Annotated in this window: 22 protein-coding genes and 1 tRNA gene; 20 read left to right on the forward strand and 3 right to left on the reverse strand. The window is 53.3% G+C overall.

What is annotated here, in order from left to right; all coding sequences use genetic code 11:
* The first annotated feature begins 28 nt into the window (after positions 1-28).
* From IPI29_00425 to gcvH, 14 genes are all read left to right on the forward strand, one after another.
* Complete coding sequence (locus IPI29_00425) at positions 29-2,530, forward strand: NTP transferase domain-containing protein (GenBank protein ID MBK7411008.1); 2,502 nt, start codon at positions 29-31, stop codon at positions 2,528-2,530.
* A 9-nt stretch (positions 2,531-2,539) separates the two neighbouring features.
* A complete protein-coding gene (locus IPI29_00430) occupies positions 2,540-3,010 on the forward strand; it encodes a PTS sugar transporter subunit IIA (protein ID MBK7411009.1) in 471 nt (156 codons plus the stop codon).
* A gap of 44 nt (positions 3,011-3,054) precedes the next feature.
* Positions 3,055-4,257 carry a histidine--tRNA ligase gene (locus tag IPI29_00435; protein ID MBK7411010.1) on the forward strand — a complete coding sequence of 401 codons (1,203 nt, stop codon included), beginning with the start codon at positions 3,055-3,057 and terminating at the stop codon, positions 4,255-4,257.
* 2 nt (positions 4,258-4,259) lie between these two features.
* Positions 4,260-4,670 carry a hypothetical protein gene (locus tag IPI29_00440; protein ID MBK7411011.1) on the forward strand — a complete coding sequence of 137 codons (411 nt, stop codon included), beginning with the start codon at positions 4,260-4,262 and terminating at the stop codon, positions 4,668-4,670.
* Complete coding sequence (locus IPI29_00445) at positions 4,667-5,911, forward strand: HAMP domain-containing histidine kinase (protein MBK7411012.1); 1,245 nt, start codon at positions 4,667-4,669, stop codon at positions 5,909-5,911. Before IPI29_00440 ends, IPI29_00445 begins: the two co-directional genes overlap by 4 nt.
* Position 5,912: 1 nt before the next feature.
* Positions 5,913-7,046: a putative lipid II flippase FtsW gene (gene ftsW, locus IPI29_00450; protein ID MBK7411013.1), complete on the forward strand. Its 1,134-nt coding sequence runs from the start codon at positions 5,913-5,915 to the stop codon at positions 7,044-7,046.
* A gap of 40 nt (positions 7,047-7,086) precedes the next feature.
* On the forward strand, positions 7,087-7,479 hold the full coding sequence (locus IPI29_00455; protein ID MBK7411014.1) for a MerR family transcriptional regulator: 393 nt from the start codon (positions 7,087-7,089) through the stop codon (positions 7,477-7,479).
* Positions 7,480-7,524: 45 nt separating this feature from the next.
* Complete coding sequence (locus tag IPI29_00460) at positions 7,525-8,526, forward strand: WD40 repeat domain-containing protein (GenBank protein MBK7411015.1); 1,002 nt, start codon at positions 7,525-7,527, stop codon at positions 8,524-8,526.
* A gap of 2 nt (positions 8,527-8,528) precedes the next feature.
* Positions 8,529-9,260, forward strand: a complete 732-nt coding sequence (locus IPI29_00465; protein MBK7411016.1) for an OmpA family protein — start codon at positions 8,529-8,531, stop codon at positions 9,258-9,260.
* A 116-nt stretch (positions 9,261-9,376) separates the two neighbouring features.
* Positions 9,377-9,447, forward strand: a tRNA-Cys gene (locus IPI29_00470).
* A gap of 33 nt (positions 9,448-9,480) precedes the next feature.
* On the forward strand, positions 9,481-10,047 hold the full coding sequence (efp, locus tag IPI29_00475) for an elongation factor P (protein MBK7411017.1): 567 nt from the start codon (positions 9,481-9,483) through the stop codon (positions 10,045-10,047).
* A 55-nt stretch (positions 10,048-10,102) separates the two neighbouring features.
* On the forward strand, positions 10,103-10,594 hold the full coding sequence (locus tag IPI29_00480) for an acetyl-CoA carboxylase biotin carboxyl carrier protein (protein MBK7411018.1): 492 nt from the start codon (positions 10,103-10,105) through the stop codon (positions 10,592-10,594).
* Between the two features lie 18 nt (positions 10,595-10,612).
* On the forward strand, positions 10,613-11,953 hold the full coding sequence (accC, locus tag IPI29_00485) for an acetyl-CoA carboxylase biotin carboxylase subunit (GenBank protein ID MBK7411019.1): 1,341 nt from the start codon (positions 10,613-10,615) through the stop codon (positions 11,951-11,953).
* A 3-nt stretch (positions 11,954-11,956) separates the two neighbouring features.
* Complete coding sequence (gene gcvH / locus IPI29_00490) at positions 11,957-12,334, forward strand: glycine cleavage system protein GcvH (GenBank protein ID MBK7411020.1); 378 nt, start codon at positions 11,957-11,959, stop codon at positions 12,332-12,334.
* 247 nt (positions 12,335-12,581) lie between these two features.
* On the opposite strand, the gene IPI29_00495 is transcribed toward gcvH, so the two are convergent.
* Positions 12,582-12,995, reverse strand: coding sequence for a hypothetical protein (locus IPI29_00495; GenBank protein ID MBK7411021.1), 414 nt, complete (start codon positions 12,993-12,995; stop codon positions 12,582-12,584).
* A gap of 396 nt (positions 12,996-13,391) precedes the next feature.
* Between IPI29_00495 and IPI29_00500 the strand changes: the two genes are divergently transcribed.
* Positions 13,392-13,766, forward strand: coding sequence for a hypothetical protein (locus IPI29_00500; protein MBK7411022.1), 375 nt, complete (start codon positions 13,392-13,394; stop codon positions 13,764-13,766).
* A gap of 177 nt (positions 13,767-13,943) precedes the next feature.
* On the opposite strand, the gene IPI29_00505 is transcribed toward IPI29_00500, so the two are convergent.
* Entirely contained in the window at positions 13,944-14,414 is a 471-nt protein-coding gene (locus IPI29_00505) for a peroxiredoxin (protein MBK7411023.1), read from the reverse strand.
* A gap of 110 nt (positions 14,415-14,524) precedes the next feature.
* On the opposite strand from IPI29_00505, the gene IPI29_00510 reads away from it, so the two are divergent.
* The 5 genes from IPI29_00510 (at position 14,525) to IPI29_00530 (ending at position 20,989) form a co-directional block, all read left to right on the forward strand.
* Positions 14,525-14,959, forward strand: a complete 435-nt coding sequence (locus IPI29_00510; GenBank protein MBK7411024.1) for a DUF2007 domain-containing protein — start codon at positions 14,525-14,527, stop codon at positions 14,957-14,959.
* Positions 14,960-15,013: 54 nt separating this feature from the next.
* On the forward strand, positions 15,014-16,465 hold the full coding sequence (locus IPI29_00515; protein MBK7411025.1) for an amino acid permease: 1,452 nt from the start codon (positions 15,014-15,016) through the stop codon (positions 16,463-16,465).
* Positions 16,462-17,904, forward strand: coding sequence for an amino acid permease (locus IPI29_00520; GenBank protein MBK7411026.1), 1,443 nt, complete (start codon positions 16,462-16,464; stop codon positions 17,902-17,904). The genes IPI29_00515 and IPI29_00520 overlap by 4 nt, the downstream gene beginning before the upstream one ends.
* Positions 17,905-17,908: 4 nt before the next feature.
* On the forward strand, positions 17,909-18,529 hold the full coding sequence (locus tag IPI29_00525) for a Crp/Fnr family transcriptional regulator (GenBank protein ID MBK7411027.1): 621 nt from the start codon (positions 17,909-17,911) through the stop codon (positions 18,527-18,529).
* Between the two features lie 102 nt (positions 18,530-18,631).
* A complete protein-coding gene (locus IPI29_00530; GenBank protein ID MBK7411028.1) occupies positions 18,632-20,989 on the forward strand; it encodes a TonB-dependent receptor in 2,358 nt (785 codons plus the stop codon).
* Here IPI29_00530 and IPI29_00535 read toward each other — a convergent pair.
* Positions 20,986-23,103 carry a T9SS type A sorting domain-containing protein gene (locus IPI29_00535; protein ID MBK7411029.1) on the reverse strand — a complete coding sequence of 706 codons (2,118 nt, stop codon included), beginning with the start codon at positions 23,101-23,103 and terminating at the stop codon, positions 20,986-20,988. The two genes, IPI29_00530 and IPI29_00535, sit on opposite strands and share 4 nt — an antisense overlap.
* Between the last annotated feature and the right edge of the window lie 128 nt (positions 23,104-23,231).

Genomic DNA, 23,231 nt, shown 5'->3' on the forward strand with positions numbered 1-23,231 from the left:
GCATCATTCACGCTGAACTGACCATAGCATGAGCATTCGCAAGGCCGTTATCATGGCCGGGGGATTCGGGACTCGTTTGCGTCCGCTTACCATGTCCATCCCCAAGCCCATGGTCCCCGTGGCAAACCGCCCCATGATGGAACACATCGTGGAGCTCCTCAAGCGTCACGGCATCAGAGATGTGGTTTCCTTGCTGTACTTCCAGCCGGAACACATCACGGAATTCTTCGGCGAAGGAACAGCGCACGATATCTCCATGCGATACATGCTTGCCGAGGCAGACTTCGGTACAGCCGGCAGTGTGAAGAATGCGGAGTCGTTTCTTGATGAGCGATTCATCATCATCTCCGGCGACGTGCTCACCGACATTGATATCGAAAAGGCCGTTGCCTTCCATGAAGAACGCGGAGCAATGGCCACCATCGTTCTTACACGTGTCCCTCAGCCCCTTCAATACGGCATCGTGATGACGGACGACAATGGTCGCATCACTCGGTTCCTCGAGAAGCCATCATGGGGCGAAGTCTTCAGCGATACGATCAACACGGGTATCTATATCCTCGAACCGGATGTTATGGATCTCATTCCGCCGAAAACGGAATTCGATTTCAGCAAGGACCTCTATCCGCTTATGCTACAAAAGGGGCTGCCCCTTTTCGGCTACGTTGCTGATGGATATTGGAAGGACATTGGCAATCTCCACGAATACCAATTGGCACACGATGATGTGCTTGCCGGACGTGTTCGTGTTGAGCTCAAGGGTGAGAAATGCGACTCGAGTTACTGTGGCGCCGGACTCCAGTTATCGCCGACGGCAGAGCTGGAAGGTCTTGTGATCATCGGTGATGAGGTGGTGATCGGAGATCATGTTCGGCTTACGAACTGTGTGATCGGAGACGGTTGTACGATCGGTGCAGGAGCATCCATTGATGGTGCAGTGCTCTGGAATGATGTGAACGTTGGTGAGTTCGTAGAGATCACGCACGCCGTGGTCTGTAATGACACAACAATAGGATCCCAGGCATCGATCGGCGAGAATGCCATCGTTGCGGAAGACTGTGTAATCGGTAATGATGCACGTTTAGTCTCGGGTGTGAAACTCTGGCCACGTAAGGTTGTAGAGTCTCACGCCGTTGTGACGCATAGCCTTGTCCAAGAAGAACGCTGGTCCCGTGAATTGTTCACCGATGCACGTATCAGCGGTATCTCCAACATTGAAGTGAATCCGGAGTTTTCAGCAAAACTCGGTGCTGCTCTTGGCACGTCGTTAGGTGCGGGTACAACGATCATTGCCTCACGAGATGATGATGCCGTGTCGCGTATGATCAAGCGCAGTATCACAGCCGGACTTATGAGCGCTGGTATCAATGTGTCCGATCTTCAGACAACGTCAATACCGCAAACCCGACAAGAACTTCACAGCGGAAAGTATGTGGCCGGGTTCCACGTTCGACGCTCCCCAAAGAAACACGGATTCACAGACATCATTCTCTTCGGTAAGGATGGTCGAGATATCCCGTTGGCCCAGACAAAATCCGTAGAGCGTTTCTTCTTTGGCGAAGACATCAAGCGTGTTGAGTTCGAGAACGTTGGGCGTTTGGCATTTCCGGAACGTTCAACGGCGATGTACATCGAGCGGTTCCTCACGGCATTGAACACGGAACGTATTCGGAACAGGCAGTTCAATCTCTTGGTAGACTATTCATTCGGTCTTGCGGCTACGGTGTTCCCACAGATTCTCGGCGAACTCAAATGCCGCACGCTTGGGATGAACAGCTATGTGGATGCATCTCACTTTGCAGACCCGTTGGCAGAAGTTCTCGATGAGTCGTCCATCATTATGCGATCACTTGGTTACGAGATCGGATTCAAGATCGATCCCGGTGTTGAGAAGATCGCCCTCGTTGATGAGCGAGGGATATGGTATACATCCTTGCGCCTTCTGTCGATCGTAACCAAGCTCTTCCTCGATACGAACCGTCAGCACGAACCATATCTGATCGCTATTCCTGTTCAAGCCACCGAAGAGATCGAAAAGATCGCGGCCGGATACAACGTTGAGGTTGTGCGTATCCGCAATTCGCATGGCGCGATGATGGAGGCAACCAAGGACGACCGAGTTCGGTTCGTTGGTGGTACGCGCGGCGGTTTCATCTTTCCCGAATTCCTTCAGGCCTCTGATGGAATGTATACAGCATGTAGGATCCTCGACATGCTTGCTCAAACAGATCACCAACTCTCGGAACTCGACCGAACTCTGCCGAAACGTCATCAATCCACCGTGTCGGTTCCGTGTCCGTATGAGGCACGCGGAACAGTGATGCGCAAGGCAATGGAGCATTCAGAAGGAATGCAACGTTTGCTCGTGGACGGTGTACGTGTAAGCAAGGATGGTGTAACAGTACTTCTTGCTCCTGACAAAGAAGAAGCATTGTTCACGATCACTGCAGAAGCGGACTCAGCGGATCAGGCGCGTTCAACCAGAGACACCTATGCAGAACTTGTCACGCAATGGCGTGACGGACAATGACTCGCACCTATGGATATCAAGATCTCTGACATTCTCGACCCGGCTTGTGTTGCCCTCAATCTTGAGGTGAAGGACAAGACCGATGCACTCAACAAAATGGTGGACCTCCTTGCCAAGAGTGGCAAGGTGCAGGACCGCGTTACCCTTGGATCCGTGATCCTCGAACGTGAGCGGCTCATGTCTACCGGCATTGGCAACGGCGTTGCCTTGCCCCATGGCAAGACGAACGTTGTGGATAGGTCGATGGCCGCTCTTGCAACGTTGGCCTCGCCGATAGATTTCGACGCGCTCGACGATAAGCCTGTCTCGATCATTCTCCTTCTCGTAGGCACTGAAGGCAACGTTGGTGTTCACCTTCGGTTGCTCAGTCGCATCTCCCGCATGGTAGGGTCGGAGCAGTTCCGCACGGCTCTTCTCAACGCTCGCTCAACAGAAGATGTGATGGCGTTGATGGGGCAGAACGAGGAGGAACGCGCGTGAGTCTCCAAGCCGTACGCGGTACACGAGATATCTTCGGTCCGGAAATGACCGCTTGGCACCGCGCCGAGCAGATCTTCCGTGATGTAGCCAACGCCTTCGCCTACAGTGAGTTCCGTACGCCGATGTTTGAGAGCACCGAGCTCTTCAAACGTGGTATTGGAGAGGACACAGACGTGGTTGGGAAGGAGATGTATACCTTCGAAGATCGCGGTGGAGATTCACTCACGTTGCGTCCGGAAATGACCGCACCGATCGTGCGAGCCATGATCGAGCACAGCTATTTGCGTCATCATCCTACCACCCGCTTATGGTATGCCGGACCGCAGTTTCGGTATGACAGGCCTCAGAAGGGTCGGTACCGTCAGTTCCATCAGTTCGGCGCGGAATGTATCGGCTCCCCCAATCCCGAAAGTGACGTGGAGATCATTCTCCTTGCCAACGAGGTTCTGCAGCGTGTTGGGATCACGCAATACACGCTCGAGCTCAACTCGCTCGGTACAGCTGACGTGCGTTTGGCCTACCGAACAGCACTCGTTGAGTATCTCACAGCGCATGCAGATGCACTCTCCGGTGATTCACAGCGTAGGATCACCACGAACCCATTACGGGTGTTGGATTCGAAAGAAGATCGAGATAAGACGATCGTAGCTGGTGCGCCCCTTCTCAGCTCATTCTTAGATGAAGCAAGTGCTTCACACCTTGCCGCTGTACGAGCACTCTTGGATGTGGCAGGTGTAAAGTATGTCATGAATCCGTTGCTCGTGCGCGGTCTTGACTACTACAATCACACAGTGTTCGAGTTCACGACCAACGAGCTTGGGACACAGAACGCCATCGGTGGCGGAGGGCGCTATGATCCGCTGTTCACCATGCTTGGCGGCGGAGAGGTGCCGGCCGTAGGATTCTCCATCGGCATTGAGCGACTCTTGTTGCTTCTTGAAGCGGAGCAGGGCGGCTGGGGTGAAGAGGCCGTTAACGGCGTCTACGTTTGTGCCGTTGGCGATGCAGCGCTTTTGCCGGTGCACACCATAGCCTTGCGACTTCGCAAGCGAGGCCTGCATGTTGTTACGGACCTTCTGCGCAGATCTGTGAAGGCACAGATGAAGGATGCTAATCGAGAGCGTGTGCGTTGGGTAGTGATGATCGGAGACGATGAACTGGCGCAGGGCACAGCCGTTGTGAAGAACATGGAAACGGGTGAACAGCAGGTTGTACACCAACATGAACTCGAATCCGTTCTTCTTTGACCATGAACGACGCACGCATTGAACCCGTTATCGATCACGAATTCGTGGTCGCACTCGCCCGCGAAACAGAGCCCGATACAGATCGTACTCTCCTCGCTATTCGCGTGCGGACAGTTCGAGAGTTCACGTCGTTTGGATACGAGATAGGGTTGACGAATCGTTCAGCCCCCTCAAAAAAAGAGTATGGTGTGGAGATCGGCGGACTGTCACTTCCACGTGTTACCATGCCTGTTACCGGCGGTGCACGGTCAAGCGTCCTTGTTGCGATGCCTGCGGACGGCACCTACGAACTGGTGATTCACAAGCGCAGCAAGCAGGGGCTGGCCCGATTCACGGTCAAGGGCGGAATCCCGATCGGTATCGACGATGTAGGGGGCGATCCATTCGTTCGATTTGAGATCGACGCTACATGAATCTCGGCCAGAAGGTTGGGCGAGCCGATAGAGTTCGCATCTGGCGAGCCAGCGTCACGAAATGGCAGCTGAAGGTCTTCCTTACCGTCCTTGGTCTGGGCATCATGGGTGCGGTGTTGTATTACACCAAGACGCTCGTTGATGAACTCGTTGCAAATGAGAAGCGCACCGTTGAGCTGTATGCGAGCCTGCTTGCACGATCGTATCAATCAACGAATGACGAAGACCTGCTGTTCTATGTGGACATGACGTATTCGTCCATCCACTTCCCGGTGATCTTTGCTGACAGAAATGATGACCCGGTGTATCCCTATCAGCAGTTCATGATGAATGTTGACATGGATACAACGTTATCCGTTCAGCAGCAGAAGGAATGGCTCAGAGCCTACATCCAAGAAATGAAGCGCGAGTATCCGCCGTTTGAAATGGTGGATCCAACAGGCAAGGTGGTGCAACGGATGTTCTACACCAACTCGGCCATCGTACGCAGACTTCGCTACATGCCCTTTGTGGAGATCCTGATCGTAGCCGCCTTCATCTTGGTTGGATACGTTGCCTTCTCCACCATCCGACGCAACGAAGAGTCGAACATCTGGGTAGGCATGGCCAAGGAAGCCGCCCACCAGCTGGGAACGCCCCTTTCCAGCATGCTTGCGTGGCTAGAGATCCTACGGATGGAGAGACATGACCCGCATCGGGTGGAGGAGACATCGCGCGAGATGGAGCGAGATGTAGAGAGACTCAACGTGATCGCGAACCGGTTTGCGAAGATCGGTTCGCAGCCGAAGCTGGAGACCGTTGCACTCGGACCCGTGATCGAACATGTGTGCACATATTTTGAGACACGGCTCCCAAATCTTGGTCGGAAGGTGAGCATCTCTAGGAATCTCGATGCAGCGCTCACGGCAAGCATCAGCATTGAACTTTTTGAGTGGGTGATCGAGAACCTCATCAAGAATGCCGTTGAGGCTATTGAGAGGCATGACGGACTCATTGAGATCACTCTTCGGAAGAAGATCAAAGGTCAGGGCGTACTTGTGGTGGTTCGTGACAACGGGAAAGGCATGACCCGTCAGATCGCCTCCCGTATCTTTCAGCCAGGGTACACCACTAAAAAACGCGGATGGGGTCTAGGTCTGTCCCTTTCGCGCCGGATCATCGAAGACTATCATGGTGGGCGTCTGTTTGTTCGAGAGACGCAGCCTGGACACGGAACCACCTTCTGGATCGAGCTGCCGTAGCATGAACACCCGTCCTGAACCATCGAATATCGACTGGCTCATTCTCTTGCCGATCGCCGGCTTGCTGATGTTCAGCATTGCCTTTGTGTATTCGGCCAGTGCGTCCTTTGCCGACGTCAAGTTCGGGTCGAGCGAAGAGCTCGTATGGAACCATGCCATCCGTGTGCTCGTCGGTCTTACGCTCATGATCGTCTTTGCCAAGATCGACTACCGCGTGTGGCAGGGGACGTCGGCAACTGTCCTGCTGGTTGCCATAGGGTTCCTGCTCATGGTCCTTGTGATGGGAACCGAGATCAAGGGCGCTAGCCGATGGGTAAAGCTCGGCCCTGTGAACTTCCAACCCTCGGAGCTAGCCAAGTTCGCACTCGTCATTCACACAGCCGCTCTTTTGAGTACCAATCGCAGTACTCTGAGAACTTGGAAGAAGGGCATCCTTCCCATCATGGTCTGGGTTCTTCCCGTCTGTATCCTCATAGCCCTGCAACCCAACCTATCCACGGCAAGTGTGATCTTCCTCATTGTTATGGTGATGATGTTCTTGGCCGACGTGGATATCAAACATCTGCTCATTATTGTTGGTACGGGGCTCCTTGTTGCCAGTGCCTATGCTGTTACGGCAGAATACCGACTTAAGAGGCTCGTGGCCTTTTTTGGCGGAGGCACAGGGGATGAGCCCGTGCGGTACCAGCTCGACCAAGCCTTGATCGCCTTTGGGAACGGAGGGATCACTGGTGTTGGGCCGGGGCAGAGCCGACAGCGCGATTGGTTTCTGCCGGAATCCTACGGCGACTTCATTTTCAGCATTGTTGGAGAGGAATACGGCTTTCTTGGCGTGAGCCTCTTGGTTTCCGCCTTTGTGCTCATCATGTGGCGCGGCTACACTGTGGCAAAAAAGGCACCCGACGCATTCGGGCGGCTTCTCGCGGCCGGGATCACAACCACCTTGGCTATTTATGCCTTTGTGAACGCCGGCGTTACCTGTGGTGTGTTGCCTACGACCGGACTCCCCATGCCCTTCATTTCCTATGGCGGTTCCAGCGTGTTCTTCAGCGCTATCGCCGTAGGGATTCTACTGAACGTTTCGTCGCAGGCTGGGGTATATCGCAGACGAAATACACGCCCCCTGACCGAATGACCCTAATCCGTCGAGGGTTTTTTTGTATTATCGGACTCCAATGCAACACGCCATTAAGAAGCTTTATCATTCCATCACCGAGGCCGCCAAGATCATCGGTGAGGAGCAGCACGTTCTCCGTTACTGGGAGCGTGAGTTTTCTCAGTTGAGACCGCAGAAGAACCGGGCAGGGAATCGTGTGTACACACGTCGGGATCTTGCCGTTCTGCGCGTTATCAAACGACTGTTGCGAGACGAGCGGTATACTGTGGCTGGTGCAAAAGAATATCTCAAGCAGCAAGGGTTGCCTGAGGAAGTGGAGAACATCATCGAGGAAGCCGTACCGGTTGAGGCCGTTTCGGTAGAACGTCCTGCAAAGGCGTTGGGACAAGACGTGGTTCTCGAATTGCGCGCCATCGCAAGCGATCTGCGCATGAGAGTTGCCACATCATGATCACGGGGCGAATCATTCATCTAATGGGTTGAGGATACGATGCGAATGCTACGATCGGGAGTTCTCGTGCTCGCTGCAACAGCCGTTTGTACGGTTGGCGCTTGGGCACAACAACGCTCCTACACCGCCACAACAGTCGGAAAGCATGCCGACGAAGTGCTCGGTGTTTTTGTGAATGATGCGAACACCATGGTCGCCACGTGCAGCCTTGACGAAACCGTCAAGCTCTGGTCCCTCCCCGATGGGAAGGAACTGCGCACACTCACGGGGCACACCGCACAAGTGAACAACATCTCCTTCTCCGGTGATGACAAGTCGCTCGTGAGTGCCAGCAATGACCGCACCATTCGTGTGTGGGACGTTGAGTCCGGCAAGCAGACACAATTGCTACGTGGTCATACCGCTGAAGTGATCGGCGTGTATTTCAATCCTATCGAAGGAAGCTCGCTTGTAGCCAGCACGTCGTTCGATAAGACCGTAAAGATCTGGGATGCCAAGATCGGCGTCGAGGCCAAGACCCTCCGCGGTCACACGATGCAGACCAACAACGTTGCATATTCCTACGACGGGCGATTCATCGCTTCGTGCTCGGATGACCGCACGGTGAAGATCTGGTCCACGGACCTTTCGAAGAAGGATCCGATCATGACACTTACTGCGCATCAAGCACCTGTGCTTGTTGCTTTGTATTCTTTTGACTCAAAGTATCTCGCTACTGCCGATCAAAATGGTGTAGTGAAGATCTGGGCAATGCCTTCGGGAGACCTTGTTCGTTCGATCAATGCCCACCTTGACCTCGTTCAAGACGTGGCATTTGCCGAAGACAACAAGACGCTCGTTACGGGCAGCCTTGATAAGACTGTGAAAATGTGGGACATCACCACCGGCCAGAATCTCATGATGAGCAACGTGGGTGTAGAGGTTTGGTCACTTGATGTTACAAGCAATGCAGGACTCATTGTTCTGGGTTGTGCTGATGGAACGGTTCGCATGCTGAAAGAAGCAGGAACGGAAGCCGGACGTTCAAATCGCGGGGGAGGACGTTGAACATGACACCTATGACATCTATGCGCTTCATTACGACGGTTGCAACCATCGCTCTTTTGTTTTGCAGCAACATTGCTGTAACGGCACAAAGTGCACTTGGCACGGTTGTTACGCTGACCGGTTATTTCCTGAATGCCCACACGCTTACGCCTGTTGAGGCTAACTACATCGTCATTGATGCCCAAGGCAAGAAGCTTGGTCAGACATCGAAGAGCAACCCAACGGACGGATACCTTCAAACCGGTCTCAAGCCCGGAGAGAGTTATGTGATCCGTATTGAGGATCCGCGCTACTTCCGTCAAGAATTCCGCGTGGACATCCCGGCTACTGGAAAGTACCTCGAGATCTCCAAGGACTTTGTTGTTCGCACTTCGGAAGCAGGCCGCACGATCGCCATCGCGCCGTCTCCATTCGATCTGAAGAAGACAACACTCAAGACTGGTGCTGATGAAGATCTCGGCGAAATGGCCAAGGTTCTCATCATGAATCCGGGCACAAACGTTGAGCTCGTCTGTTACCCTGATGTTGAGGGAACGGCAGATGCAACGCAAAAACTCAGCTCTGCACGTGCCGAAGCCATCAAGAAGTTCTTCGTTTCCAAGGGTGTTTCAGCCGGACGCATCAGTGTGCGTGCCGTGAGCACAACCGATCCGATCGACCCGCCACCGATCCGTAAAGCAGCCAAGGGTAAGCGGTATATCGGTCCGGTCTACATGGTGATCACCAAGGTCTGATCTACTGACCAGAGTTGCGCGAAAACACGTTTTTTCGCGGAATTCACGCAAAAACATCGCATTTCGATCAAAAAAGGGGGCTACAAGGCCCCCTTTTCCTATATTTGTGACTCTCCGGTCCCGTGGTAGAGTGGCTATACAGAGCTCTGCAAAAGCTCGTACATCGGTTCGAATCCGGTCGGGACCTCTCCAGTACATTCCTTCATCGATCCCCCTCAGCATGGCAACAACAGCCGATCTCCGTGTAGGTGCAGTCATCCTTCATAATGGTGAGCTCTGCACGGTCCTCGAATCGATCCACCGCACACCAGGTAATCTTCGCGCCTTCTATCAAGTGAAGATGCGTGTTATCAAGACTGGCAAGTTGAGAGAAGAGCGGTTCCGTTCGGGTGAGACGATCGAGTTCGTTCGCGTTGAGACGCGCAACTACCAATATCTCTATCGCGATGTAGATGTGTTCATGTTCATGGACGCTGAGTCATACGATCAGATCCCGGTTCCGGTGGAGATCGTTGGAGACGTAGCAAAGTTCATGAAGGAAGGCCTCGAAGTACAGATCGCGCGCGACGAACAGGACAATGTTGTTTCGGTGACTATGCCGAACCACGTTGCACTCCGCGTGATGTCCACTGAGCCTGGTGTTAAGGGTGATACAGCAACGAATGCTCTCAAGCCTTCTACTGTTGAAACAGGCGCTAATGTGAACGTGCCGTTGTTCGTGAATGAGGGAGACCTCATTCGCATCGACACGTCTACGGGTTCCTACATGGACCGCGTGAAGGAATGATGGGTGGGTTCGTCTGCCCGATGAGGCAGGCATTTCCGTCAACATTGGAGGAATCATGGATCTCAACTACCTGCGTCGACTCCTGAAGATCTTTGATGAGAGCACAGCCACCGAACTCAGCATTGAAGAAGAAGGCGTAAGCCTCCAGATGTCGAAGGCCGTTCATCAACCGGAAGGGATGATGGCGCCTACGTACTACATGAACGCACAGCCACAGATGGCAGCGCCGGCTCCTGCGGTTGCTGCTCCCGCTCCTGCTCCTGTTGCAGCCGCGGCTCCTGCTGCTCCTGCTGTTGCAGAAGAGACAGCGCACAAGCTCCTCTCGCCGATCGTTGGTACGTTCTACAGAGCCCCTTCTCCGGATGCTGATTCATTCGTACAGGTGGGTCAGCGTGTGAGCGTTGGAGACACGCTGTGTATCGTTGAAGCTATGAAGCTCATGAACGAGATCGAATCCGACTTCACAGGAACGATCGTCAAGATCCTTGTTGAGAATGGTCAGCCGGTTGAATACAACCAGCCGATGTTCATCATCAAGCCCGACTAACCCCAAGGGCACCGAGCTATGATCAAAAAGCTGCTGATCGCCAACCGCGGCGAGATCGCATTGCGCATCATTCGTGCTGCAAAAGAACTCGGGATCAAGACCGTTGCGGTCTATTCAGAGGCGGACCGTGCATCGTTGCATGTTCGTTTTGCAGATGAGGCCGTGTGTGTAGGCCCCGCACAAGGAAAGTTGTCGTACCTGAACATCCCATCGCTCATCGCCGCGGCAGATGTGACGAATGCCGATGCAATTCACCCGGGATATGGCTTCCTTGCAGAGAATGCTACGTTCGCTGAGATCTGTCACGACTGCAATCTCACCTTTGTAGGTCCAACACCAGATGCCATCACGCGCATGGGCAACAAGTCCATCGCCAAGGATACGATGCGTGCTGCCGGTGTTCCGGTGGTGCCGGGTTCCGATGGTATTGTCCCAACCGTAGAAGATGCGCGTAGGGTAGCCCAAGAGGTTGGGTATCCGGTGATGATCAAGGCTGTGGCAGGTGGTGGTGGTAAGGGAATGCGCTATGTGGAAGATCCTGCCGAGTTAGACCGTGCGTATGCCAATGCACGCGGTGAGGCAGAAGCATCATTCGGTAATGGCGACATCTACATTGAGAAGTTCATCGAAGAGCCACGTCACATCGAGATCCAGGTCTTTGCCGACACCCATGGCAATGTGATCCATCTCAACGAACGCGAGTGTTCCATTCAGAGACGTCACCAGAAATTGATCGAAGAAGCCCCTTCTCCGATCATGACCCCGGAACTCCGCAAGGCGATGGGTGATGCATCTGTGAAGGGGGCTGCGAGTGTGGATTATGTTGGCGCAGGAACCATTGAGTTTCTCGTTGACAAGCACCGCAACTTCTACTTCATGGAGATGAATACGCGGATCCAGGTAGAGCATCCGGTTACGGAACAATCATCGATGGTGGATCTGATCAAGGAGCAGTTGCTGGTGGCATCGGGTGAGAAGCTCACGCTGAAGCAACGCGATCCGCTTATGCATTCCATAGAATGTCGGATCAATGCTGAAGATCCCTATCACGACTTCCGTCCGTCTCCCGGAAAGATCGAGTCGCTCAACTTCCCGGGCGGTCCCGGCATCCGCGTAGACTCACACATCTATCAAGGCTACACTATTCCGCCGTATTACGATTCAATGGTGGCAAAGCTCATTGCCTTTGCACCAACACGTATGGAGACCATCACCAAGATGCGTCGCGCACTCGATGAGTTTGTGATCGAGGGCATTCATACCACCATTCCATTCCATCGCAAGATGATGGAGAACCCGGACTTCATCTCCGGCAATTTTGACACGAAATATCTCGACACACACGATTGGAAGGCCTAGACCATGAACTTTCCTGCAGATCTCAAGTACACAACGGATCACGAATGGATCCGCGTTGAAGGCGATGTTGGAACGATCGGCGTAACGGATCACGCCCAAGGCGAACTTGGTGACGTGGTCTATGTTGACATCCCGGATTCATCTGCTACCGTAGCAAAGGGCGACACCTTCGGTTCGATCGAAGCTGTAAAGACCGTGGCAGACCTCTATGCTCCAGTGAGCGGTGAGATCATCGAAGTCAACGCCGTGAACGCCGCCCCAGAAGCCGTGAACAAAGAACCGTATGATGGCGGCTGGCTCGTCAAAATCAAACTCTCCGATCCATCGGAACTCGATGCGCTTCTGAATGTAGATGCGTATAAGGCGTTGATCGGCGCTTAGAACAGCGAACGCAGAACAGCGAACAGCGAACGCAGAACACCGAACGTCATCCCGAGCGTAGTCGAGGGACAGCTCGTCATCCCGAGTGTAGTTGAGGGATCAATCAAGTAAAAGAAAAACGGCGTAGCCCCATTGGGACTACGCCGTTCTCGTTTTATCTGCGTTCGCTGTTCTGCGTTCGCTGTTCTGCGTTCGCTGTTCTGCGTTCGCTGTTCTGCGTTCGCTGTTCTGCGTTCGCTGTTCTGCGTTACTTCGGCTGCGCTGCCTTCACTGCATCCTGCAGGGCCTGAACGATCTCCTTGAACTTCTCAGCTTCAGCGCCCTTGAGGGAGCCACGCTGCATGAGGGTGAAGAGGTTTTGGACCTGCTCCATCTTCATTTCTACGGTTACGAGATCATCGTCCTTCTTTGAGGCCTTGTTTGCTGTTTCAATGACTTCCACAAGGATCTTGCGGGTATCGAGGTAGGCATCTACTTCAGTACCACGGATGTCAACACCGGCAATGAATTGGGTAACGGCCTTGACGTCTCCAAGCTTCATTTTCGGCTTGATCATTACAGGGGCCTGGGCTGCAGGAGTTAGTTGTCCGCCTTGGGCAGATGTGTCAACTGTTCCTACGAAGAGGGCGGCCACAAGGGCCAGAATTGCGAAAAGACGCATAACATTGATTCAAAGGGTGAAACAAACGTTGTAATATACGGACAAGGCTCGTCTTACGTGTAGGTGGTTCATAGTCGGTATTTCCTCTGAAAATGAGGTTTTGTGAGAAGTCATTGCATAGGGCATGGTAGCCCTTACGTGGTGCACGTATTGCGTTTACTGACAAGAATAAGTCGCTACCAACAGGGCAATAGGGACTTATCATCGTCCGATAGAGACCATACTACCACTCGTAATCCTCCACATGTGGATAGGTTGAGGATACCAAGCATGTAAGAATGTGTTTGCATCGTGTTGGTAAAGAGTTATGTTTGTACCTGAGTCACTTACGCACGGACAGAACTCAGAAGGCATGCAGCATAACTCTCATTAAGACGCTTCGGGGAATCCGCACCCATGGCTAAACGCACAACGACTCGTGTAACGCAGAGAGTCCTCACTCAGGACAAGCAGATAGCTACGGCTGTTCTGACCCTGAAGGATTACAACCCTGCGAACAAGGAGTTCACTGCGCAGCGGTTGCGGGAAGCTCTTAAGGAACTAGAGGAAGCCACGGCAGCCGAGCAAAAAGCGCTCGAAGCCGTAGCCAAAGCCAGAGAGGCCTCGGTCCGTATTGAAGGTGAATTCCATGAGCTGGTCCTGGGTACCAAACGCCAGGTTCTTGCGCAGTACGGCGACGATTCAGACGAGATCACACGTCTCGGTATGAAGAAGAAGTCGGAACGCAAGTACGGTCGTCCTCGTAAAGGGGCTTCCGGCGAGCGAAGCTAAGCCCACTGCTCACATGCCAAGGGGAAAGGCATGAAGCACAAAGAGGAACTCGCAGCTTTGTGGGAAAGATGCGAAACAAAAACCGGCCACTCGAAAGAGTGGCCGGTTTTTTTGTTTCGGGGTCCCTCGTCGCTTTGGGCACGGCCTCGTCACTTCGGGCGAGGCAGGGCCTCGCCCCTACAGTGCCTCGGCTGCTGCGTAGATCTCGTCATAGTTCGGCTCTACACCAGGGTTCTCAGTAACGTGGACGTGACGGATGATGCCTTCGGCATCGATCACGAAGGTTGCGCGGCTGGAGCGCGTAAGGCCCTGGATGCCGGCGAAGTTCTCAAAGAGAACGTCATAGGCGCGGATGGTGTCGAGATTGAAGTCCGACAGGAGAGGGAAGGTGAGACCGTTGGCTTCTGCGAAGGCTCCGTTCGAGAACGGAATATCAGCGGAAACACCCAGGACCGCTGCCTTTGCGGAATTGAGCCGCTGGATGGCGCTCTGGAATGAGCACATCTCTGCCTTGCACACGCCTGTGAAGGCTGCCGGGAAGAAGGCGAGGATCACTGTTTGCCCCTTAAGAGAAGAGAGGGTAACAGGGGTCTTTGTGGTGTCGAGAAGCGTGAAATCCGGTGCTGGTGTGCCGACGGAAAGTGCCATTGAATACTCCATAGAAAAAGTGGTGATCGAATTGGGACTGCAAACCTACCAACGGGGGAGAACACGTGCTAACTTCCGGAAGTTCTGCACACGTCTTTCATGGGAAGATAATGGGGTACAGCTACGGCGAAAACGATCTGGTTGCGGTAAAAAGCTGCAGTACGGCTGTTGATGCCCATGTTTTCATGGGACTCTTGCGAGATAATGGGGTAGAGGCGTCGTTAGCTGACGAGGCCAACGTATCGTGGTACCCTGGCGCAACTTCCGCTTATGGAGGTGTGCGTGTTATGGTGCGAGGAGGAGATGCTGAAAGAGCACTGGAGATACTTGCTTCACCGCTTGAACAAGATGCTGATCATGGAATAGATGTTGAACCTCGTGGATTCGATGTACAATGCCCTGAATGTGGATCACGGATGGTGTACCGACGAAGTTCGTTCAACCTCTTTCTTTTCATGCAGGCACTCTTTGGATTCGGAGTTCGACAGAAGTCGAGCAATACGATGATGTGCGAAGTATGCAATCATCGATGGGAAGAGGAATAAACGAAACTATATTGCGCCGTTGGTGACTTGATCACAAAGAGAGACAAAACACGCATGGCATTTGATCTCAAGTTCCGCAAGGACATATCGCAGCTTCAGAGTGATGCTGCACATTCAACGGATCTCAAGCGAACGCTTGGTCCGATGAATCTCATCAATCTGGGTATTGGCGCCATCATTGGTGCCGGACTGTTCTCGCTCACGGGGATCGCCGCAGCAGAACATGCCGGGCCGGCAGTATCGATCTCGTTTGTGATCGCTGCCATAGGATGTGCGTTTGCCGGACTCTGTTATGCAGAGTTTGCCGCAATGATCCCGATGGCTGGTAGTGCCTACACGTATGCGTATGCAACGATGGGTGAACTCTTCGCCTGGATCATCGGATGGGACCTTGTTCTTGAATATGCGGTTGGTGCTTCCACTGTTGCTGTGTCGTGGTCAGCCTATGTGGCCAAATTCCTTGCCTACTTCAATGTTCATCTGCCCACGGCAATATCGATGTCGTATTGGCAGACTCCTCCGGGGAGTCCCGAACACGGCCTTGTGAACATTCCGGCGATGATCATTGTCTTTGCCGTGTCGCTGCTCCTTATCCGAGGTATTCAGGAATCAGCTCGCGCCAACGCCGTTGTGGTCTTCCTCAAAGTTGCAGTGGTGATCATCTTCATCGGCCTTGGATTCGCCTACATCAATGCCGATAACTACACTCCGTTCATCCCTGAGAATACCGGCTCGTTCGGTGTCTTTGGCTGGAGCGGTATCCTGAAGGCAGCAGGCATGGTCTTCTTTGCCTTCATCGGCTTTGATGCGGTCTCTACAGCAGCTCAGGAAGCGAAGAACCCACAGAAGGACATGCCGATCGGCATTCTGGGTTCACTCATCATTTGCACGATCCTCTACGTTCTCTTCTCGTTCGTAATGACCGGTGTTGCTAACTACACAGAGTTCGCCGGTGTTGCTGCACCCGTTGCCGTTGCGGTTGAAAAGATGGGCATTTCGTGGTTGGGACCAGCGATCAACCTTGCCATCATCGCCGGATACTCCAGTGTGATCCTTGTGATGTTGCTTGGACAAAGCCGGGTGTTCTTCTCGATGTCCAAGGATGGATTGCTTCCGAAACTCTTTAGCGACTCACATCCGAAGTTCAAGACACCATGGAAGTCGAACATCCTGTTCGCATGTGTGGTGAGTCTCTTCGCAGGGTTTGCACCGATCGCTATCGTGGGTGAGATGACGTCCGTAGGTACACTCTTTGCCTTTATCGTGGTCTGCCTTGCCGTGCTTGTCCTGCGCTACAAAGAACCGGAACGTCCACGTCCGTTCAAGACACCATGGGTGCCGCTGATCCCGGTCCTTGGTATCATCGCCTGTGGTACGTTGCTTGTATCGCTTTGTGTGAGCGACTGGATGCATGCCGCTCGTCTCTTTGTATGGCTTGGCATTGGTCTTGCCGTGTACTACTTCTACAGCATCAAGCACTCCAAGGTGCGAAAAGCTCAAGCATGAGTTTCCGGCGCGACCTCGGACTCTTCGATGCAACAATGATCGTTGCCGGATCCATGATCGGGTCCGGCGTCTTTATCGTCAGCGCAGACATCGCCCGTAGTGTTGGATCTCCGGCGCTGTTGCTGCTCGTGTGGGTCATCACGGGAGCGCTGACGCTTATTGCTGCGCTATCCTATGGTGAGCTTGCCGGACTCCTTCCTCACGCGGGCGGACAATACGTCTACCTGCGTGAGTCGTTCGGGAGAATGTCGGGCTTCCTCTATGGCTGGACGTTGTTCACCGTGATCCAAACGGGTACGATCGCAGCTGTTGCAATGGCATTTGCGAAGTACACATCAGTCCTACTGCCCGGTGTTGGTGAATCAAATGTCCTCATCGATCTTGGCTTCAAGATCGGCGAGAAACAAGCCACCATCAACGCTGCACAGATCCTGGCCATCACCAGCATCATCGCGCTCACTGCACTCAATGCTCGAGGTGTTCGACTCGGCAAGCTCATACAGAATACATTCACCACAACAAAGATCGTTAGCGTTGTTGCCCTTGCACTTGTTGGTCTTGTAGTGGGATTTGGAAGCGGCGCCTTCCACATCAACTTCGATAACATGTGGTCAACACAGCTGCCACCACTCTCTGCAGATAATCCGCTGTTCGGTGCGCCCCTTCTTGCCATCGTTGCCGTGGCCATGGTTGGATCGATCTTCTCCAGCGATGCATGGAATAACATCACCTTCGCTGCTGCAGAGGTGAAACAACCGGAGCGAGTGATCCCTAGGGCACTTCTTGGTGGAGTTGTCCTTGTAACGGTCCTCTATCTGTTGACGAATGTTGCCTACATGTCGGTCATGACGGTAGGGGGCGATCCGGCCGGTACCACTGCCGTTGAACGTGGCATTGCCTATGCAACAAACGACCGTGTTGGTGCAGCAGCGGCTGAGGTCATGTTCGGCCCCATCGGCGCAACGATCATGGCCATCCTCATCATGATCTCTACGTTCGGCTGCAACAACGGCATCATCCTCAGCGGTGCTCGTGCCTACTACGCGATGGCAAAGGACAAGCTCTTTTTTGCAAAGGCCGGCGAGTTGAATGAAGGGGGCGTACCAGCCCGCTCATTGTGGATGCAAGCGATATGGGCAAGTGCGTTGTGTTTGAGCGGGAAGTATGGTGATCTGCTCGACTACGTGGTGTTTGCCGTGTTGATCTTCTACGTTCTCACGATCCTTGGGATCTTCAGACTCCGCAAGACACGTCCCAATGAGCCCCGTCCGATAAAGGCATTTGGCTACCCATTCCTGCCGGTATTGTACATCGTTGCGGCACTCTTTATCTGCGTATGCCTTTTGATCTATAAGCCCGACTATAGTTGGCCGGGGTTGATCATCGTAGCAACAGGCGTCCCGGTGTACTTCGTGTGGAACGCTCGCACCAAGGCATAGGGTAATGTCGCGCCGATTCGATCCCACCGAAGCGCAGCTCGATCTGCTCATTGCCGCGTATGAAAGGTTTGCCCCCTTTGATCAACACATGATCGATGCGTTCAAGAAGGTGCATACGGGTGTACGTATCTCAAAGGGTGAACGTTGGCTCAGTGTTGGTGAGAGATGTGAACACGTAGCGTTTGTGGTGAGCGGATTGCTCCACATGTTCTATGAGGTGGATGGAAAGGTGACGTCCATCGAATTCAGTTTTGAGAATGGGATCACGGCTGATTACGACAGCTTCCTGCGTCAGGCACCGGCACGGGTTAACATCGAAGCGCTCGAGGATGCAGAACTCCTTGTGATGTCATTCGAGGGCATGCAGTGGTTGTATGAGCATGTTCCCGGAAGTGACAGGATCGGTCGGCGCGTAGCAGAATTCCTCTTCATGGCCGTGAGCGCAAAGAACGATGCCTTCATTCTCGATCCGCCGGAACAGCGCTATCTGACGCTACTGACCACGCGTCCAAAATTGATGCAGCGTGTTCCACTCTATCTCATTGCATCCTATCTGGGTGTAACTCCCGAGGCTCTTTCTCGTATTCGGCGCCGTCTCGCGCAGCAGGGTACCAAGACTTCTTGATCTGGATCAAGGCACGGCATATGCTCTCGAGGCGAAGTTCGCACCACAGAACAGCCAATCACCCTCGGAGTATCAATGTCGGTTCGTCTACTCATACTACTCATGGTTGCGGCAACCTCCGGCCTTGCAGCTCTTGCCCAGGACACTACGCAGAAGGGCACTCAGGTCATCCGCGGTACTGTCCTTGATGCAGTCTCCAACTCTTCCGTCACGGGCGCAACTGTTACCGTGATCGAAAATGGAAAGACCATTAAGGGGGCGATCGTAAAAAAGAACGGTACGTTCCGCATTGCCGGAGTGCCCCTTGGACGGAAGATCGTGAAGATCACGATGATCGGATATGAACCCTACATCAACGACAATGTTCTCGTCACTGCGGGGAAGGAAGTTGTGATGTCGGTTACACTGAATGAATCGTATTCCACTTCAAAAGAGATAGAGGTTGTCTATGACCGATCTGCGGACGAGGCCGTAACAAACAGCGAATACACATCGGTATCGGCACGGGCCTTCAACACGGAAGACACGAAGAGATATGCAGGTTCGCTCGGTGATCCCTCGCGAATGGCCCAGAACTTCGCCGGCGTTGTAGGTGCCAATGACAGTCGCAACGATATTGTTGTACGAGGCAATTCTCCTGCCGGCATGTTGTGGCAGATGGATGGAATGATCATTCCGAATCCAAATCACTTTGGATCGTTGAACAGCACGGGTGGTCCGGTGAGTATGCTGAACAACAACGTCCTCGATAAGTCTGATTTCATGACCAGCGCCTTCCCATCCCCGTATGGCAATGCCCTCTCCGGTGTATTCGATCTGCGCATGCGCAATGGAAATCCCGAGAAATATGAGTTCGTTGGACAGATAGGATTCAATGGATTTGAGTTTGGCGCTGAAGGTCCGGCATGGGAGGGAAGTACGTTCCTTGCCAACTATCGCTACTCAACTCTTGGTGTGTTCAAGGGGCTTGGGATCAACTTTGGTACCGGTTCTGCTGTCCCGGATTATCAGGACGCCAACGTGAAGCTTTCTACCAAACTCGGTGAGGCCGGTACGTTGACGCTCTTTGGTACAGGTGGGAAGAGTGATGTGGCGTTCTATGGAAATGACGTAGATACAACGGCAGTGGATCTTTACGGCGACCCGGATCGCAACACCGAGGTTGACTATCAAACAGGCTGGTTGGGGTTGTCCTACGAACACATTCTCGACGAGAACACGTTTGCGAAGATCCTTGTTGGGGCATCAGGTACGTTTGAGCAATACAAGGGCGACTCCATCAACCCGCAGACCCGCGAGGCATATCACGACGAAGAGGCAGAGCTCACAACCACGCGATATAGTGTTGCCGGAAACATTCGCCACAAGTTCACGAATCGAACCTCGATCACAGGGGGCTTCTTTGTTGACCGTACGAAGTACGATCTGTATCGAATTGAGAACATCGGTCTCAGTAACGAACTCGTCAACATCGATATTGAAGACGATGCAACGCTGTCGCAGGGGTATGCTCAACTACGGACGCGATTGACCGAGGAGTTCACCGTTAATGCCGGACTCCATGCTCAATACTATACGCTGGGTGATGCTGTTGCTGTTGAGCCACGAGCCGGCATCGTATGGAGTGTCTCACCAACGATGAGCCTCAATGCCGGATATGGCCTTCATAGTCAGGCACAGAACATCTACGTCTACAACGTGCAAGAACCTGATTCATCCGGGGCTCTCGTTCGCAGTAATCTCGACCTTGGCTTTACGCGGAGTCATCACGCCGTGCTTGGATACGACTGGTTCATCAGCAATGACATCCGTCTTCGTATCGAGACCTACTATCAATGGCTCTTCGACGTGCCCGTTGAGAGAACGCCATCAAGTTTTTCGGCCATCAATACCGGTGCAGGGTTTGCTCCGAGTAACCAAGGCAACCTCATCAATACTGGTACCGGTCACAACGTTGGACTCGAACTCACGCTTGAGCATTTCTTCCGCAACGGATTCTATTTCCTGGTTACCGGATCGTTCTTTGACTCGCGCTACCTTGGGTCAGATGGTATTGAGCGGAACACAGCCTACAACACCCGCTATGTGGCCAATTTCCTTGGCGGCAAAGAATTCGCCGTAGGGGACAACAACGTCATTGCTGTGAACCTCAAGGTGAGCACAACAGGGGGGCGCTATCTTACCCCTATCGACCTCGAAGCTTCAGCAGCGGCCGGACGCACGGTCTACGATGAGAGTCAGGCCTACACCCAACTGCAAGACCCGTACTTCCGAATGGATCTTCGACTTTCCTATCGCATGGAACTTGGTTCGTCAACGATGGAGTTCGCACTTGATCTGCAGAACGTTACGAATAACCAAAACGTCTTTACGCAGACCTATAACCCGCGAACCGGTGGCATCACAACCGAGTACCAGCAAGGCTTCTTCCCGGTACCAACGTTCAGGTGGACATTCTAACGCATCACCGTGATCATCTTCACGCTCGTCACACCGTCAGCAGTGCTTCGCAACATGTATCGTCCGATCGGCAATGCCGACACATCGAGTGCCACATGATGTTCACCAGCACTGAGAGATTGTGCAGCATGTTCCCACACAATTGAACCTGTGAGGTTCACGAGCTGTAGGTAAACACTGGTTGTGGCCGAGAGAGTGATGGAGATGTTTGCATCTGTTGTTGCAGGGTTTGGCCACACACCGATCGTTACTGCGGGCCCACCCGCTGTGCCAACAAGATCCTCTACTCCGGTTGTGATGACAGTTGCGATGCGCCCCTTACCCATGTCATAGAAGGTGCCGCTTGCCGAGCTACGAAGTGCACAGCAACGAACCATGTATTCGATAGCGCCTTCGTTGCTAAGCGAATCTTGATACGATGTTGTTGTGATCGGAGAAGGAGTAAGGGGCGTCCACCTGCGTACTCCGGCTTTCCGACGATACACGAGGTAGGCCTGAACATCACCCGTCGGTTTGGCCCACGAGAGCAAGACCTTGTTGGGATATTCTGTTTGTGCTGAAAGAGTTCCAACTACTGCAACAGGTTTTGTAAATGCGCGCAGGGTTGGATCGCCCATCAATGCAATGTGCACTCCGCGATCCCCGATCGTTGAAATAGAAAGAGCCCCATTGACGATGACGATATTGGGAACGTAGTTCCCAAACTGATTGCCAACGATCGGTCGGTTGTTTTGGGAAATGCGCGTGCTGTAACCAATGGTCTCGCCAAGGGCCATGTGGTGGAGATACCAATGTGGGCGACCCGACCATCCACATGCAAGGGTCTTCGGAGACGATGCAATAGAGGCTCGAAGGAAGTTGTTCTGTGTGTTGTAGTCACCAAAGTAGCTTCCAAAGAGCATCGTGAATACTGCATTCACAGGTTTTGTTGCAAGATCGGTTGAAGTGCCAACGCCCCCTGCAGAAACATCAGTGCCACCACCACAGCCGTAGCCGAGAAGCATCGTGGTAGGTCCGGCAAGATCAGTGAAGAAGTCTCCGGCCTTCACTGTTGTGTCACCACCAAACACGCTGAAGGACCTCCATGCTGACGATGCAAAGAGTTCTCCGTAGGTGCCAAAATTATCGTCGATCACGCCACCAATGGCCACGTTCCATGTGTTTGAGCGATACGCGTGGTTCTTTGCCAGGTATTGCCTGAGCAATTCTGTTTCACTCTTGGCAAAAACCGGCATGTCGAAGAAGTCGATACGGCCAACGGGAATATCTACGTCTGTGCTGAATTGACTCTGATCGTGTTTCCCGTCCTTCGGAGAATTCCGATTTGCCGGACGGACATTGGTCGGTGAGGTGGTGATATTGTCCGTATAGGTACCGTCGGGATCTCCATACGTGCCGTCTGCAGGCCATGCCCCCTGATGGTCGGGGTGTCCGTCGGGTGCGATGTTGCCTGAGTACGGTACAGTAACACGACCGATCAAGATGATGCCGCCCAGATCTCGTGGTCCAATGTTCCACTCTTCCTTTATGATGTCTCGCACACGGCGGACCTTGGATGAGTCGAGTGTTTCGGCCCGTGGAGCACTGCGCATGGTTACTTCCCAGCCTTCGCTCTCAAGATCAAGGGTGAGAATATCCAATGACGCTTTCAATGGACCCTGCATTGTTGAGTCCACAAGCAAGAGTACCCTCTCGCGTTTTGCCGGCGGTGCTGCTATACCACTCGTTATATATCCAGTAGCGTAGAAGAAGCGAATGATCGGTTGTTTGGCTACGGAGTCATAGCCGATCTGCTTGCTGCTGTATCGGAAGACGCGGTATTCATAGGCTACGCCCACGGAGGCGGTCTGATCAGTCCATTGCGTTCCAGTCCCTGTCACCGAATCCAAGATCTCGGGCGGGAAGACCGCTCCTTCCTTTGTTTTGCGCCAGATGTAGACAAACTGCTGATTACCGTCCCTATTCCAGCGCAGTGTGATCTGCGGCTTTGGTTGAGTAGCCACTGTGGCAGAGAGCATTACGGCCATGTCCTTAGGAGCCTGTGCCGATAGCTGGGAGGGGGCGAGCACAACGCAAGCCGCGAGTGCCACCAAGAAAGGGGTCAAAAGGCGCATGTCGGTAATCTCATGTAGGATGTAGTTCAGACGCTGAAAGATAACACTGACGGCACTCCGTGAAACTACGGAGTTCGTATCTTTCACCCTGTACCGTAACCCTTGCCTGAGGTAGCGGTTCTTCGTCA

It is taken from the genome of Ignavibacteria bacterium (genome assembly GCA_016707005.1).
In the GTDB taxonomy this organism is placed as follows: Bacteria; Bacteroidota; Ignavibacteria; order Kapaibacteriales; family Kapaibacteriaceae; genus UBA10438.